Here is a 13,666-nt window from a genome sequence, read left to right as displayed (position 1 = left end):
GAAGCGCACGGAGTGCATCGTCTCCCACACGCTAACCGGGATAACGTGCTTTCCTGTCCATCAGGGGGAGTCATGCACAAGGAACGCTTCGAGATCCACATCCCCGACGAGACCCTCACCGACCTGCGCGATCGCCTCGCGCGGACGCGGTGGCCCGGGGATTTTGCCAATGAAGGTTGGGCCTATGGCACCGAGCAGGGCTACCTGTCCGAGCTGGTGCGCTACTGGCAGGTCCACTTCGACTGGAGGGTGCAGGAGCGCGCCATCAACGCCTTCTCCCACTTCCGCACCCAGCTGGAGGGCGTTCCCGTCCACTTCATCCACGAGAAGGGCAAGGGGCCCAACCCCCTGCCGCTCATCCTCACGCACGGCTGGCCCTGGACGTTCTGGGACCTGAACAAGGTCATCCGCCCGCTGACCAACCCGGCCGCGTTCGGCGGAGACCCCCGGGATGCGTTCGATGTCGTCGTCCCCTCGCTGCCGGGCTTCGGCTTCTCCACGCCCCTGACGAAGACGGGGTGGAACTACTGGAACACGGCGGACCTGTGGTCGCGGCTCATGCGCGAGGTGCTGGGCTACGAGCGCTATGGTGCCCATGGCGGTGACTGGGGCTCGGCGGTGACGACACAGCTCGGTCACAAGTACCCGGAGCAGCTCATCGGCATCCACCTCACCATGCTGCTTCCGCTCGCGGTGCTGACCGAGGGCTTCCCGTCGCCCTCCGAGTACACCGCCGAGGAGCAGGCGGGCCTCCAGCGCTTCCAGGCCTACCAGCGGGAGGGCAGCGGCTACTCGAACATCCAGATGACGCGCCCGCAGACGCTCACCTACGCCATGAACGACTCGCCGGTGGGCATGTGCTCCTGGATCCTGGAGAAGCGTCGGGACTGGAGCGACAGCGGCGGCAATGTGGAGAAGGTCTTCTCCAAGGACGAGCTGCTCACCACGATGACGCTCTACTGGGCCACGCAGAGCTTCGGGACGGCGGCGCGCTACTACTACGAGGCGGCGCACAATCCCTGGAAGCCCTCGCACTCGCGCACGCCGGTCGTCGAGGTGCCCACCGCCGTGGCGGCGCTGCCCAAGGAGATCATCCAGATGCCGAAGCGCTGGGCGGAGCGCTACTTCAACCTCCAGCGCTGGACGCCCTTCCCGGAGGGCGGACACTTCGCGCCCATGGAGCAGCCCGAGCGCCTCGTCGAGGACCTGCGGGCCTTCTTCCGTCCGCTGCGAGGCGAGGAGTCGCCACGATGAACCTCCTGCCCGGCATCGCGTCCCTGAAGCTCACGACGGATCGCCTCGAGACCCACTTGCTCGTGAGCGGCCCGCTCGACGGTGAGCCCGTGGTCTTCCTGCACGGCAACGTCTCGTCCTGTCGCTTCTACGAGGAGACCCTGGCCGCGATGCCCTCGCGCTACCGGTGCCTTGCGCCGGACTTCAGGAGCTACGGCGGTTCGGCTCGGGCGCCCATCGACGCGACCCGGGGCCTGCGGGACTTCTCCGACGACCTGCTCTCGCTCCTGCGCCACCCGAAGGCCCTGCCGTCGCCTCGGAAGGTCCACCTCCTCGGCTGGTCCGCGGGCGGTGGCGTGGCGATGCAGTTCGCCATCGACCACCCGGAGCTCGTGGCCTCGCTGGTCCTCATCGCTCCGGTGTCTCCCCACGGCTTCGGCGGAACCCGAGGCCTGGAAGGGACGCCCTGCTTCCCCGACTTCGCGGGCTCGGGCGGCGGATCGGCCAACCCGGAGTTCGTCAGGCGCCTCGCCGCGGGGGACGCCTCCCAAGAGAGCGACTTCTCGCCGCGCAAGGTGATGCGGCAGTTCTATTTCAAGCCTCCCTTTCGGTTGGACCGCGCGCGCGAGGATGTGCTCGTCGCGGAGATGCTCCAGATGGCGGTGGGGGAAGACGCCTATCCCGGAGGAGGAGTGCCCTCGCCGCACTGGCCGGGAGTGGCTCCGGGGCGCGGGGGGATGAACAACGCCCTCTCTCCTCGCCACTGCGACCTCACCGCGTTCTCGGAGCTCCCCACGCGTCCGCCTGTGCTCTGGATTCGCGGCGCGGACGATCAGATCGTCTCCGACGCGTCCCTCTTCGACTTCGGGATGCTCGGCAAGCTGGGGGCGGTGCCGGGCTGGCCGGGGGAGGCGGTGTACCCGCCTCAACCCATGGTCAGCCAGACGCGGGCGATGCTCGAGCGCTACCAGGCGCGGGGAGGCAAGGTCCGCGAAGAGGTCCTCCCCAGCGTCGGCCACTCGCCCCACCTCGAAGCGTCCGAGGCCTTCCGGGCGCTCCTCCTCGGCTTCCTGCCAGGGTAGGTCAGGCCTTCACGCCGACGCCCGCCGGATCGCCCGAGAGGTCGTGGTAGCAGATGACGTTGCTGGCGTAGAAGTGGCACACCACCGACTTGCGCGAGTGCTGGCGATCGCGCCGCGGCGAGCCGCCGTGGAGCAGGTTGTGGTGCCAGATGAGGACGTCGCCCTTCTTCGGCGTGAAGTAGGCGGGCTTCAGGCCCAGCTCGTCGATCTTCTTCTGGATGAAGGGCTCGTACTTGGCGGTGTACGGGTTGCGGCCCTTCTCCTTGAACTCCGTGGGCCCGATGCCCGCGTCCCTCGAGAGGAAGTAGGGCAGCCGGTGGCTCCCCGGGTAGTAGACCAGCGGCCCCGAGTCCGGGTGGATGTCCTCGAAGGCGACCCAGGCCGCGGACAGGAAGCCCAGCGGGTAGGTTGTCATGTGGATGGCGTCCGAGTGCGGCGGCTGCTCCGAGCCCCGGAACGAGGGGATCGTCTGGAAGGGGATGGCCTCGCGCCCCACCAGCAGGGAGATGCGCTGCTTCAAGCGCTCGTGGAAGAGCAGCTCCGCCATCTCCGGCACGTAGTTGTGGATGTTGAGCACGCGCCCCCACTCGGAGCGGTCCTCACCCGGCTTCTCCGGCTCCAGCGGAACGCGGCCCGACTTGATGTCGCGCAGGAACGCGTCCCAGAGACGATCCAGGAACGCGTCATCGAAGAGCTTCTCCACGACGACGTAGCCATCGCGCGCGAACTTGCGGCACAGCTCGGCCTCGTCGGCGGTGATGAGGCCCGCGCGCAGCTTGTCTTCGATGCGCTGAGCGGCGTCCGGCGCGTCGAGCCACATCTTCGGCCCGTCGTGGGGGAAGTTCTCCCGCCGGAATGACTGGAGCTGCCGGAGCTGGATGCCCCGGGCCGCGAGGATGTCGGTGACGGGGGTGGAGTCATCCTCCACCACGGGACCGGGGGCGCCGATCATGCTCCGGAGGCGCTCCTTGATGGCAGGAGGAATCCGCTCCCGGAGGGCACTGGGGACCATGCCCTTCACCAGCGGGAGGGCCTCTCCCAGGTTGCGCGGAACGGCATCCTTCACAGCAGGGGGAATGCGGTCGATGACGAAGCGCGGGACAACGCTCTTCAGCAGATTGAGTGCTGGGGGAAGCGGTTGTTTGGAGTTCATGTGCTTGGGAGCACGCTCTCCGGCCAGGCGTGCTGAGGCGGGACGTACAGGGAAGCTGGCCCGGGTGTTTGCCCGAGTACGGGGTGAAAGTCCATACACCGGGAGCCTCCATGGAAAAGGCTTGCCAGCTTCCCGCGTCCTTCGTTAGCTCTAGGGCAGGTGCCGAGGGGCGCCTGTACCCGAAAAAGACGACGTCACCCTCGCTTCACTCGGTAGCCCGACATGGTGTTCTCGATGAGTTCCTTCCACGGCCCACAATCGGGTGAGGGCCGGCAACGAGGGACTATTCATGGGAACAGCTCCTGGCGCCGCCACACCCCGCAGCCTCCGCGAATGCAAGGTCCGAGCGTCGTTCCTGCTCAAGGACCTGTTGTCCTCGGATCCGTCGCGCGCGACGCGGGCCGCTGAGCGGCTGCGCGTCTTGCCCGCCTTCGCGCGTCTGTCTCCTGGCGAGCTGCTCAGCCGTAAGGACTCGGTGCGCCGCAAGCACGCACTGGCTGTCATTGCCCAGGAGCAGGGGCATGCCTCCTGGGCGGAGCTCAAGCAGGTGCTGGGCGAGGAGGAGCGGCCCCGCTTCGACGCGGAGGCCTTCTTCGTCCCGGGGACGAGCGTCTTCCTCAACCGCTGGTTCTCCACCTACGCGCAGGCCCTCGCCTCGCTCCGGGAGGAAGGGGGCTACCTCTTCCCCTTCCGCGAGCAGTTCTTCATCGCCGAGCCTGGCTTCCTTGTCTCACTCGGGGTGGACCTCGCCGATCCCGACTGGGCACGGATGGGGTTCAACTGGGTGGAGCCGAGCGATCCGGCCGCCCGTGAACGGCTCGAACAGAAGCTCATCGCGCTCGGCTACGTGAGCTGAAGCGCGCGGTTTTCCCGCACTCCCCAACAGAGAAGGTCCCCATGTCCTCGAATGATCCTGGCGCGCGGCGCGGCAGCTCGACGCGCCGTGCGGAGCTGAAGCAGAACTACAAGGAGAAGCCTCCCCCGATGGGGGTGTTCGTCGTCCGCAACCGGGCCAACGGCAAGGTGATGGTGGGTTCGAGCCTCAACCTGCCGGGCGCACTCAACCGCGTCCGTTTCGAGCTGACGACTGGGATGCACCGCACCTACCCGGCGCTGCAGGAGGACTGGCAGCACCACGGCGCCGATGCGTTCTCCTTCGAGGTGCTCGACGTGCTGCCTCCCCCGGAGGAGCCGGGCGCGGACCTGAAGGAGGAGCTGCGGGTGCTGGAGTCGCTCTGGCTGGAGCGGCTCCGCCCCTACGGAGAGGCCGGCTACAACACCTTGCCGGACGAGGTCACGGCGCGTTGAGCGCCGCCATCCGCGTGCCCACCGTGAACAGGCGCTGGCGCAGGGCTGGGGGGTCGAGGACCACCACGCCCGCGCCCAGGCCCGTGAGCTGATCGGCGGCTACCTCCTCGCTCTCCATCTGGAGCTCCACCGTGCGCCAGCCCTCGGCGTCCGGTGGGCCCGCTTCGGCGAGCATCCGGTGAACGGCCTCATGCGGGAGGAGGCGGGGCAGGTGTCTCTGGGCCTCGGGCGAGAGACGGACGCGACAGGGATAGATGAGCAGCGACTTGTCGAACGCGGCGGAGGATTCGGCCCACCAGGTGGCGAGCTCGAAGCCGTCGGGGCGGAGGAACGTCTCGGCCAGGACTTCCGCCTGGCGGATCCGGCTGAGCCGGTACGTCTTGATGGCCTGTCGGTGCCGCGCCACGAGGTACCAGGTGCCCGCCTTGAGGACGAGGCCGAGCGGATCCACGCGCCGGCTGCCCGGCGGCTCCCCGTAGCGGAACTCCAGCCTTCGCGTCGCCCAGACCGCCTCGGCGGCGGCGGGCAGCGCCTTCAGCGGCTCGGGCCGGCTGAACCAGCCGGGCGCATCGAGCAGGAAGCGCTCGCGGATCCGCCCGGCCCGGCCGCGCAGCTCCGCTGGAAGGGTGGCATCCACCTTGGCCCTGGCGCTCACGGCGACCGTGGCCAGGCCCAGGTCCGTGACGGCCTGCGGAGCTCCGGACAGGAACAGGGCGCTCGCCTCATCGGCGGTCAGGCCATCGAGGCGCGTGCGCCAGCCCTCCATGAGACGGATTCCTCCCTGGGGGCCCGGCTCGGTCCACACCGGCACCCCAGCGGCCAGCAGCGCCGCCACATCGCGGTAGAGCGTACGGACCGAGACCTCCAGCTCGGTGGCGAGCTGCGCCGCCGTGGCATGGCCACGCCGCTGGAGGATGAGGAGGAGGGCAAGGAGCCGGCTGGACCGCATCGCCCTCCACCATGCCAGAAAGTCCCTGACAGGGGCTGTCAGGGATTCGCCGGGAGCCGGACAGTGGCGACGGCGCCGCCGCCCTCTCGGGAGGCGAGGTGGATGGTGCCGCCATGTCGGATGACGATCTCCCGACTCAGGTAGAGCCCCACGCCCAGCCCCTCCACGCGGCTGATGCTGATCAGGTTGCCTCGGCTGAAGCGACCGAAGAGCTCCTCGCTTCCCCCGGGCCCCAGTCCCACGCCGCGATCGCGCACCTCCAGCACCGCCGCGCCTTGCTCGCGCCGCAGCCGCACCTCCAGGGGACCGCCCTCGGGGCTGTAGCGGATGGCGTTGTCCATCAGGTTGTAGACGACCTGCTCCAGGCGCGTTCCGTCCCAGCAGCCCTCCACCGGCTCCAGCGCCAGCTCCAGCCGGTGCTCCGGGGCGGAGTTCGCGCGGGCCTCCGCCACCCGGCGCACCAGCGCGGACAGCTCCAGCGGCATCGGGGTGAGCGCCAGCTTGCCGCCGGCCAGCTCGGACACGTCCAGCATCTGGTTGATCTGCCGCGCCAGCCGATCCACCTGCCGGTCCAGCACCTCCATGCTCTCGGCGCGCACGCCATCCATGCGCAGCCGCTGCAGCCGGAGCTTGAGGGTGGCCAGGGGCGTCTTGAGCTCGTGGCTGGCGATGGAGAGGAAGGCGTCCTTCTCCTGGTTGGAGCGCTCCACCTCTTCCAGGTGTCGCACGAGCCGCTCGGCCATCTGGTCGAAGGCCGCGCCCAATTGCTCCAGCTCCATCGCGCCCGTGAGGTGGGGGCCGATGGAGGCGTGTACGTGGCGCTCACCCGAGGCCAATCGCCCCGCGGCCTGGGAGACGGCGGCCACGGGGCGGGACAGCAATCTCGCCAGCATCCGAGTGGCGGGGAAGGTGAGGACCAGCGCCAGCCCCAGCGTGGCCAGCAGCGCGCGGTAGGCGCTGACGACGCCCCGGTCCAGGTTGCTCAAGGGCTGCTCCACCACCATGCGCCAGCCCGGCTGGAGAAGGGGGGCCACGGCGATGTGGCGCCTGCCCTGCACCCGCTTCATCATGGCCGCCTTCGGCTCCAACTCGTAGGTGCCCGAGCCCCTTCCGGGGTGTGCTTCCAGGGCCACGCCCAGGGGCGTGCCCCGCAGCGATTCCACCTCCAGCGAGGGAGGAGCGGCGGTGTCGAAGGCCACCTGATCCGAGGGGTCCAGCAGCAACGCACGCTCCCCCGGCTCGAGCTGTTGCCGCGCCAGGGCTCGCATTCGGGCCAGGTCGAAGGCCAGCACCGTGTAACCCTCGAACGTGCCCCGGCGGAGCAGGGGAGAGACGGCCACCGCCACGGGCCCGCTCACCGCACCCCGGCCGGAGAAGAGGTTGCTCACCAGGGGTTGGTGCGTGCGGCGCACTTCTTGGAAGTACTCTCGATCGGAGAAGTTCCTGCCCGCGACGGGAAGTCCTTCCAGTCCCAAGGGGGGCCAGGAGGCCAGCACCTGGCCCTGGGCGTCCCCCACGGAGCCGGTGAACGCGGAGGGCGAGCGGCGCACCCAGTCCTTCACCAGCACCTCCATCTCTTCCGGGGAGGGCCGCGCGCCTTGCTGCTCCCAGCGCGCGCGGAGCACGTCCGCCAGCAGCTCGGTATCGGCGACCGTGGAGTTCAGCTCGGCCGACACCGTCTCGGACAGCAAGTGGGCGGTGAACATGCCCTGGGAGTCCATCCGCTGGCGCTCGGCGGCATAGCGCGCTCGGCCCTCGGAGACGCCCACCACCAGCAGCGGCAGCGCCAGCACGAGCACCAGCGCCGAGCCCACCGCCGAGGTGAGCGAGAAGGAGCGCAGCGACGCGGGCAGCAGTGGCCCGAGCCGGGCGCGCCCCGCCGGCGTCATCAGCGCCACCTGGGTCAGCAACGCGGGCAGCAGGCTGTTGAGGGCATATTTGAGGGCGATGCCGAGCGCGTTCTCCAGGGAGACGTCCAGGCCCAGCCAGTAGGTGAGGGCGACGGCGGGGATGCCCGCCAGCCAGAAGAGGGCATCGGCCTGCAGGGGCCAGTAGCGCCGGGTGAGCGCCCCCAGCACCGCCGCCTCCACCATGGTGGTGATCCAGCCCCAGGGATGGCCCCACAGCTCCAGGGTGAACGCCCCAGCGAGTCCAGCCGCCAGCGCCGCCGCCCAGGGCCCCAACAGCAGGGAGGCGGGGATGACGATGAAGAAGCCCAGCAAGATGTGCATGCCGGGCAGGACTTCCACCGGCAGCCGGTTGAGGCCGTAGCCCAACACGCCTACCGCTAGCGCTCCGGCGATCCGTGCGCGCCCGGTCATTGCCTGCGTCTCTAGCGTGGCGCGAGGGGCCCTCCAACCTCCTTTTCGGGAGAGTGTTGGCCGCCCTGCCTGGGCTGTTCGCAGACGGACGATGACGCGGAGGGCTAGGGGCGCCTAGATGGAGAAGTCCCCCACGAAGACGCGGGCCGAGCGCACGTCGGCGTGGACCGAGTCGCCCTCCACCACGCCGAGCTCCTCGAACTCGCCGCGAGGCACCTCGACGGCGACGGTGTCCCCGTTGGGCAGCTTGAGCAGCACCTTCACGTAGCCGCCCACGGACTTGAGCCGCTCCACCCGCACCGCCGCGTTGCCGTTGAGGCCGTTGCCCGCGGGCTTCTTCGCCAGCTTGATGTCGTGCGGCCGGACGAACGCCTGGACGGCCTGGCCCTCCCGCGCGCTCTGCGGCGCCGCGACGATGAGCGCGCCCATCTCGGCCCGGCCCTCGCGGACCTGGCCCTTGAGCATGCTGTTGCCGCCCACGAACGAGGCGACGAACGGCGTGGCCGGCCGGTCATAGATGTCCGCGGGTGCGCCCGCCTGGGCGACGCGCCCTTCGGACATGATGACGACGTGCTGGGAGATCTCCAGCGCCTCCTCCTGATCGTGCGTCACCAGCAGCGTGGTCACCCCCGTGAGGGTGTGGAGCTCGTGCAGCCACTCGCGCAGCTCCACGCGCACCCGCGTGTCCAGCGCGCCGAAGGGCTCGTCCAGCAGGAGCAGCCGGGGACGGATGGCCAGCGCCCGGGCGAACGCCACGCGCTGCCGCTGCCCGCCCGAGAGTTGCGCCGGGGTGCGCTGCCCCAGCTCCTCGAGCTGCACCAGGCGCAGCATCTCGTCGACGCGCGCCTCCACCTCGGCCTTAGACTGCCGGCGCACGCTCAGGCCGAAGGCGATGTTCTCCCGCACCGTCATGTGCCGGAAGAGGGCGTAGCTCTGGAACACCACGCCGATGCCACGCTGCTGCACCGGCAGCTCCGTGCAGTCGGTGCCATCGATGAGTACCCGCCCCGTGTCGGATGTCTCCAGCCCGGCGATGAGCCTCAGGATGGTGGACTTGCCGGCGCCCGAGGGGCCCAGCAGGGTGGTGATGGCGCCTGTGGGGGCCTCGAAGGAAACGTCCGCCACCGCGGGCGAGCCTCCGGCGGTGAAACGCTTGGTCAGCTTCTCGACGATGACGCTCATGATTCCTGCGCCCTCCACTCGACGTACTTCTTGATGGCCAGGGTGATGAGGGCCAGCACCGTCAGCAGTGAGGCGACGGCGAAGGCTCCGACGTAGTCGTATTCGTTGTAGAGGATCTCCGCGTGCAGCGGCAGCGTCGTGGTGACGCCGCGCACGTGCCCGGAGACCACCGACACGGCGCCGAACTCGCCCATCGCCCGCGCGTTGCAGAGGATGACGCCGTAGAGCACGCCCCACTTCACCTTGGGCAGGGTGATCTGCAGGAAGGTGCGCAGGCCGCTGGCGCCCAGCGTGAGAGCCGCCTGCTCCTCGTCGCTGCCTTGGGCCTGCATCACCGGCAGCACCTCACGGGCCACGAAAGGGAACGTGACGAAGAGCGTGGCCAGGACGATCCCCGGCACCGCGAAGATGATCTGCAAGTCCCGCTCGGCCAGCCACGGGCCCAGCCAGCCCTGGCGTCCGAAGAGCAGCACGAAGATGAGCCCCGCGATAACGGGCGAGACGCTGAAGGGCAGGTCGATGAGGGTGAGCAGCAGGCTCCGCCCCGGGAAGCGGAAGCGGGCGATGAGCCAGGCCGCCGCGAGGCCGAAGACGAGGTTGAGAGGTACGGCGATGGCGGCGGCGAGCAGCGTCAGGCGGATGGCGGCCCAGGCCTCGGGCTCCAGGAGCGCGTCGAGGTAGGGCCCCACGCCCTTGGCGAAGGCGTGGTTGAAGACGGCCACCAGCGGCACGACGAGGAACAGGCCCAGGAAGAGCAGGGCGGTGCCGATGAGCAGCCAGCGCACCAGCGGGGTGCTGGCGTGGGCGTGCTTGCGTCGGCGGAGCTGGAGCGAGGAGACGTGCATGGCGGCGTGCTATCCCGGCCGGGTTTCCAGCCGGCGATAGCTCCAGCGCTGGAGCAGGTTGATGGCGAGCAGCATCACGAACGAGGCGACGAGCATGACGATCGCGATGGCGGTGGCGCCCGCGTAGTCGTACTGCTCCAGCCGGGTGATGATGAGCAGCGGGGCGATCTCCGTGCGCATGGGCATGTTGCCGGAGATGAAGACGACCGAGCCGTACTCCCCGATGGCCCGCGCGAGCGCCAGGGCGAACCCGCTCAGCAGCGCGGGCAGGATGCTGGGGAAGATGACGCGGGTGAACGTCTGCCACGGGGTGGCACCCAGGGTGGCGGCGGCCTCCTCCACGTCCGCGTCGATGTCCTCCAGCACCGGTTGCACGGTGCGCACCACGAAGGGCAGTCCGATAAAGGTGAGCGCGACGGCCACGCCCAGGGAGCTGAAGGCCACCTTGATTCCAGCCGCCTCCAGATAGCGCCCATACCAGCCATTGCTGGAGTACAGGCTCGTCAGCGTGAGCCCCGCCACGGCGGTGGGCAGGGCGAAGGGCAGGTCCACCAGGGCGTCCACCAGGCCCTTGCCCGGGAAGCGGTAGCGCACCAGCACCCAGGCCACCAGGAGGCCGAAGACGGCATTGACCGACGCCGCCACGAAGGAGGCGCCGAAGGTGAGCCGGTACGCGGCGAGCGCGCGAGGCGCCGCCACCGTGGCCCAGAACTGCTCCCACGTCAGGGTGAACGTCTTGAGGAACAGCCCACAGAGCGGGATGAGGACGAGCAGGCCCAGGTAGAGCCAGGTCATCCCCAGCGACAGCCCGTAGCCCGGGAGGATGCGGCGTTGTGCGCGCCTGGCCATGGTGGGACTCCGGCTCACTTCGCGCTGGGCGTGTAGATGAGATCGAACACGCCGCTGTCATCGAAGTGCGTGCGCTGCGCCAGGCGCCAGCCGCCGAACACCTCATCGATGGTGAACAGGCGCACGGAGGGGAAGCGGCTCGCGTACTTCGCGGCCACGGCCGGAGAGCGCGGGCGGTAGTGGTGCTTGGCGGCGATCTCCTGGCCCGCCTCGCTGTAGAGGTACTGGAGATAGGCCTCGGCCACGGCGCGGCTACCCCGCTTGTCCACGTTCTTGTCCACCACGGTGACGGGCGGCTCGGCGAGGATGCTCTCGGACGGGACGATGATCTCGAAGCGGTCCTTTCCGACCTCCTCCGTCAGCAGGAACGCCTCGTTCTCCCAGGCGATGAGCACATCGCCCAGGCCGCGCTCGGCGAAGGTGGTGGTGGAGCCCCGGGCGCCCGAGTCCAGCACGGGCACGTTGCGGAACAGGCTCGTGACGAACTCGCGGGCCTTGCTCTCGTCACCGCCCGCCTTGTGCAGCGCGTAGCCCCAGGCCGCCAGGTAGTTCCAGCGTGCGCCGCCCGAGGTCTTCGGGTTGGGGGTGATGACCGAGATGCCGGGCTTGATGAGGTCCTCCCAGTCGCGGATGCCCTTGGGGTTGCCCTTGCGCACCACGAAGACGATGGTGGAGGTGTAGGGCGAGCTGTTGTTGGGCAGCCGCGCCTGCCAGTCCTTGGGGATGAGGCCTGCCTTGTCGTGGAGCATGTCCACGTCGTAGGCCAGCGCCAGCGTGACGATGTCCGCCTCCAGTCCGTCGATGACGGCGCGCGCCTGCTTGCCGGAGCCGCCGTGGGACTGCTTGAGGGTGAGCTTCGTGCCCTTCGTCGCCTCCCAGTGCTTCACGAAGGCGGCGTTGAACTCCTCGTAGAGCTCCCGGGTCGGGTCATAGGAGACGTTGAGCAGGGTGACGCTCTCGGTCGACGCGCCATCCGGCTTCGAGCAGCCTCCCAGGAGGGGGAGCAGGGTTGCTGTCAGCAGCAGGAGCGTGAAGCGCAGGGGGGACATGGGTTACCTCGAAGCGGAGGCAGCGGGGGAAGGGACGTGGCCGGCGCGCACGGTGAAGTCACCGAAGCCCTCGCCGGGGCGACGCTCGCGGGCGTAGGAGGCGAACAGCGGCTCGAGCGCCTCCAGGATGCCGGCCTCGTCGATGTTCTCGCGGTAGAGGCGGTTGAGGCGCTGGCCGCGCACGTCTCCGCCCAGGTGGAGGTTGTAGCGGCCAGGCGCCTTGCCCACGAGGGCGATCTCCGCCACGTACGGCCGGGCGCAGCCGTTCGGGCAGCCGGTGATGCGCAGGAAGATCTTCTCGTCCTGGAGCCTGTGCGCCTTCAGGCGCTCCTCCAGCAGCCCCACCACGCGGGGCAGGTAGCGCTCGGCATCGGCCATGGCCAGGCCGCACGTGGGCAGCGCCACGCAGGCCAGCGCGTTGAGGCGCAAGGGGCTGGCGGTGCGGAAGCCCGCGAGGCCGTGAGCCTCCACGAGGGCCTCGATCGCCGGCCGCGCTTCGGGAGTCACCCCGGCGATGATGAGGTTCTGGTTGGGCGTGAGCCGGAAGTCGCCCTGGTGGATGCGAGCGATCTCCCTCAGCCCCGTCAGCATCGTCGCGCCTGGCCGGTCCGCCACGCGGCCGCTCTCGATGCGCAGCGTCAGGTGCCACTTGCCGTCATGGCCCTGGCGCCAGCCGAACAGGTCCCCGTTGTGCTCGAACTGGAAGGGCCGCGCCGGCTGCAGTGAGAAGCCCAGCCGCTTCTCCAGCTCTGAGACGAACCAGGCGATGCCTCGGTCCTCGATGGTGTACTTCAGGCGCGCGTGCTTGCGGCTGGTGCGGTCCCCGTAGTCGCGCTGGACCTTCACCACGTTCTCCGCGACGGCCAGGAGCTGCTCGGGAGCAATGAAGCCGATGACGTCCGCCAGGCGCGGGAAGGTGGCGGCGTCTCCGTGCGTGGCGCCCATGCCTCCGCCCACCGTGACATTGAAGCCCGTCAGCTGGCCCTGCTCGAGGATGGCGATGAAGCCCAGGTCCTGCGAGAAGACGTCCACGTCATTGATCGGCGGCACCACGATGGCGGCCTTGAACTTCCGAGGCAGGTAGGTGGGCCCGTAGATGGGCTCCTCCTCGCCGCCGGACACCTTCTCCCCGTCCAACCACACCTCGTAGTAGGCGCGCGTCTTGGGCAGCAGGTGCTCGGACAGGCGCGCCGACCAGCGGTACACCTCCTCGTGGACCCGCGTCTCCACTGGGTTGGGGTTGCACATCACGTTGCGGTTCACGTCACCGCACGCCGCCAGCGTGTCGAGCAGCGCCGTGTTGATGCCGGCCATGGTGCTCTTGAGGTGGTTCTTGATGACCCCATGGAGCTGGAAGGCCTGGCGCGTGGTGAGCCGCAGCGTGCCGTTGGCGTACTTGCTCGCCAGCGCGTCCAGCGCGAGCCACTGGGTGGGAGTGGCCACGCCTCCCGGCAGGCGCGTGCGGATCATGAAGCTGTAGTCCGGCTCGAGCTTCTGCTGCCGGCGCTCCTCGCGCAGATCCCGATCGTCCTGCTGGTAGCTGCCGTGGAACTTGATGAGGCTCGTGTCGTCAGGGGCGATGCTCCCGGTCACCGGGTCCACGAGGCTCTCGGTCAGCGTGCCGCGCAGCAGGTGGCTCTTCGCCTTGATGCGCTCCACCTCGGTGAGAGTGGGGGACTTGGGCGTGCTCATGGT

The 13,666-nt window shown here is 69.4% G+C and carries 12 protein-coding genes; 4 read left to right on the top strand and 8 right to left on the bottom strand.

What is annotated here, in order from left to right; genetic code table 11:
• Positions 1-72 precede the first annotated feature (72 nt).
• Both SYV04_RS04870 and SYV04_RS04865 read left to right on the top strand, forming a co-directional pair.
• Positions 73-1,254: an epoxide hydrolase family protein gene (locus tag SYV04_RS04870; RefSeq protein ID WP_321544405.1), complete on the top strand. Its 1,182-nt coding sequence runs from the start codon at positions 73-75 to the stop codon at positions 1,252-1,254.
• Entirely contained in the window at positions 1,251-2,315 is a 1,065-nt protein-coding gene (locus SYV04_RS04865) for an alpha/beta hydrolase (RefSeq protein WP_321544404.1), read from the top strand. The genes SYV04_RS04870 and SYV04_RS04865 overlap by 4 nt, the downstream gene beginning before the upstream one ends.
• Before the next feature lies 1 nt (position 2,316).
• Here the strand turns inward: SYV04_RS04865 and SYV04_RS04860 are convergent, their stop codons facing one another.
• Entirely contained in the window at positions 2,317-3,468 is a 1,152-nt protein-coding gene (locus SYV04_RS04860; RefSeq protein ID WP_321544403.1) for a phytanoyl-CoA dioxygenase family protein, read from the bottom strand.
• A 289-nt stretch (positions 3,469-3,757) separates the two neighbouring features.
• Between SYV04_RS04860 and SYV04_RS04855 the strand changes: the two genes are divergently transcribed.
• Positions 3,758-4,324, top strand: a complete 567-nt coding sequence (locus SYV04_RS04855; protein ID WP_321544402.1) for a hypothetical protein — start codon at positions 3,758-3,760, stop codon at positions 4,322-4,324.
• Positions 4,325-4,365: 41 nt separating this feature from the next.
• A complete protein-coding gene (locus SYV04_RS04850; RefSeq protein ID WP_321544401.1) occupies positions 4,366-4,776 on the top strand; it encodes a GIY-YIG nuclease family protein in 411 nt (136 codons plus the stop codon).
• On the opposite strand, the gene SYV04_RS04845 is transcribed toward SYV04_RS04850, so the two are convergent.
• The 7 genes from SYV04_RS04845 to cysI form a co-directional block, all read right to left on the bottom strand.
• The gene (locus tag SYV04_RS04845; protein ID WP_321544400.1) at positions 4,763-5,725 is read right to left on the bottom strand and encodes a helix-turn-helix transcriptional regulator; all 963 of its coding nucleotides are present in this window, start codon (positions 5,723-5,725) and stop codon (positions 4,763-4,765) included. The two genes, SYV04_RS04850 and SYV04_RS04845, sit on opposite strands and share 14 nt — an antisense overlap.
• A 38-nt stretch (positions 5,726-5,763) precedes the next feature.
• Positions 5,764-8,046 carry a sensor histidine kinase gene (locus tag SYV04_RS04840; protein WP_321544399.1) on the bottom strand — a complete coding sequence of 761 codons (2,283 nt, stop codon included), beginning with the start codon at positions 8,044-8,046 and terminating at the stop codon, positions 5,764-5,766.
• A gap of 114 nt (positions 8,047-8,160) precedes the next feature.
• A complete protein-coding gene (locus SYV04_RS04835) occupies positions 8,161-9,228 on the bottom strand; it encodes a sulfate/molybdate ABC transporter ATP-binding protein (RefSeq protein ID WP_321544398.1) in 1,068 nt (355 codons plus the stop codon).
• Positions 9,225-10,073, bottom strand: coding sequence for a sulfate ABC transporter permease subunit CysW (gene cysW / locus SYV04_RS04830; RefSeq protein WP_321544397.1), 849 nt, complete (start codon positions 10,071-10,073; stop codon positions 9,225-9,227). The genes SYV04_RS04835 and cysW overlap by 4 nt, the downstream gene beginning before the upstream one ends.
• 9 nt (positions 10,074-10,082) lie before the next feature.
• The gene (gene cysT, locus SYV04_RS04825) at positions 10,083-10,922 is read right to left on the bottom strand and encodes a sulfate ABC transporter permease subunit CysT (RefSeq protein ID WP_321544396.1); all 840 of its coding nucleotides are present in this window, start codon (positions 10,920-10,922) and stop codon (positions 10,083-10,085) included.
• Between the two features lie 14 nt (positions 10,923-10,936).
• Positions 10,937-11,971, bottom strand: coding sequence for a sulfate ABC transporter substrate-binding protein (locus SYV04_RS04820; RefSeq protein WP_321544395.1), 1,035 nt, complete (start codon positions 11,969-11,971; stop codon positions 10,937-10,939).
• 3 nt (positions 11,972-11,974) lie between these two features.
• Positions 11,975-13,663: an assimilatory sulfite reductase (NADPH) hemoprotein subunit gene (cysI, locus tag SYV04_RS04815; protein ID WP_321544394.1), complete on the bottom strand. Its 1,689-nt coding sequence runs from the start codon at positions 13,661-13,663 to the stop codon at positions 11,975-11,977.
• Positions 13,664-13,666: the final 3 nt, after the last annotated feature.

The sequence above is a fragment of the Hyalangium ruber genome (assembly GCF_034259325.1).
Taxonomy (GTDB): Bacteria; Myxococcota; Myxococcia; order Myxococcales; family Myxococcaceae; genus Hyalangium_A; species Hyalangium_A rubrum.
Note: the sequence above shows the minus strand (reverse complement) of the source record. Positions and strands in the feature narration are given on the sequence as shown.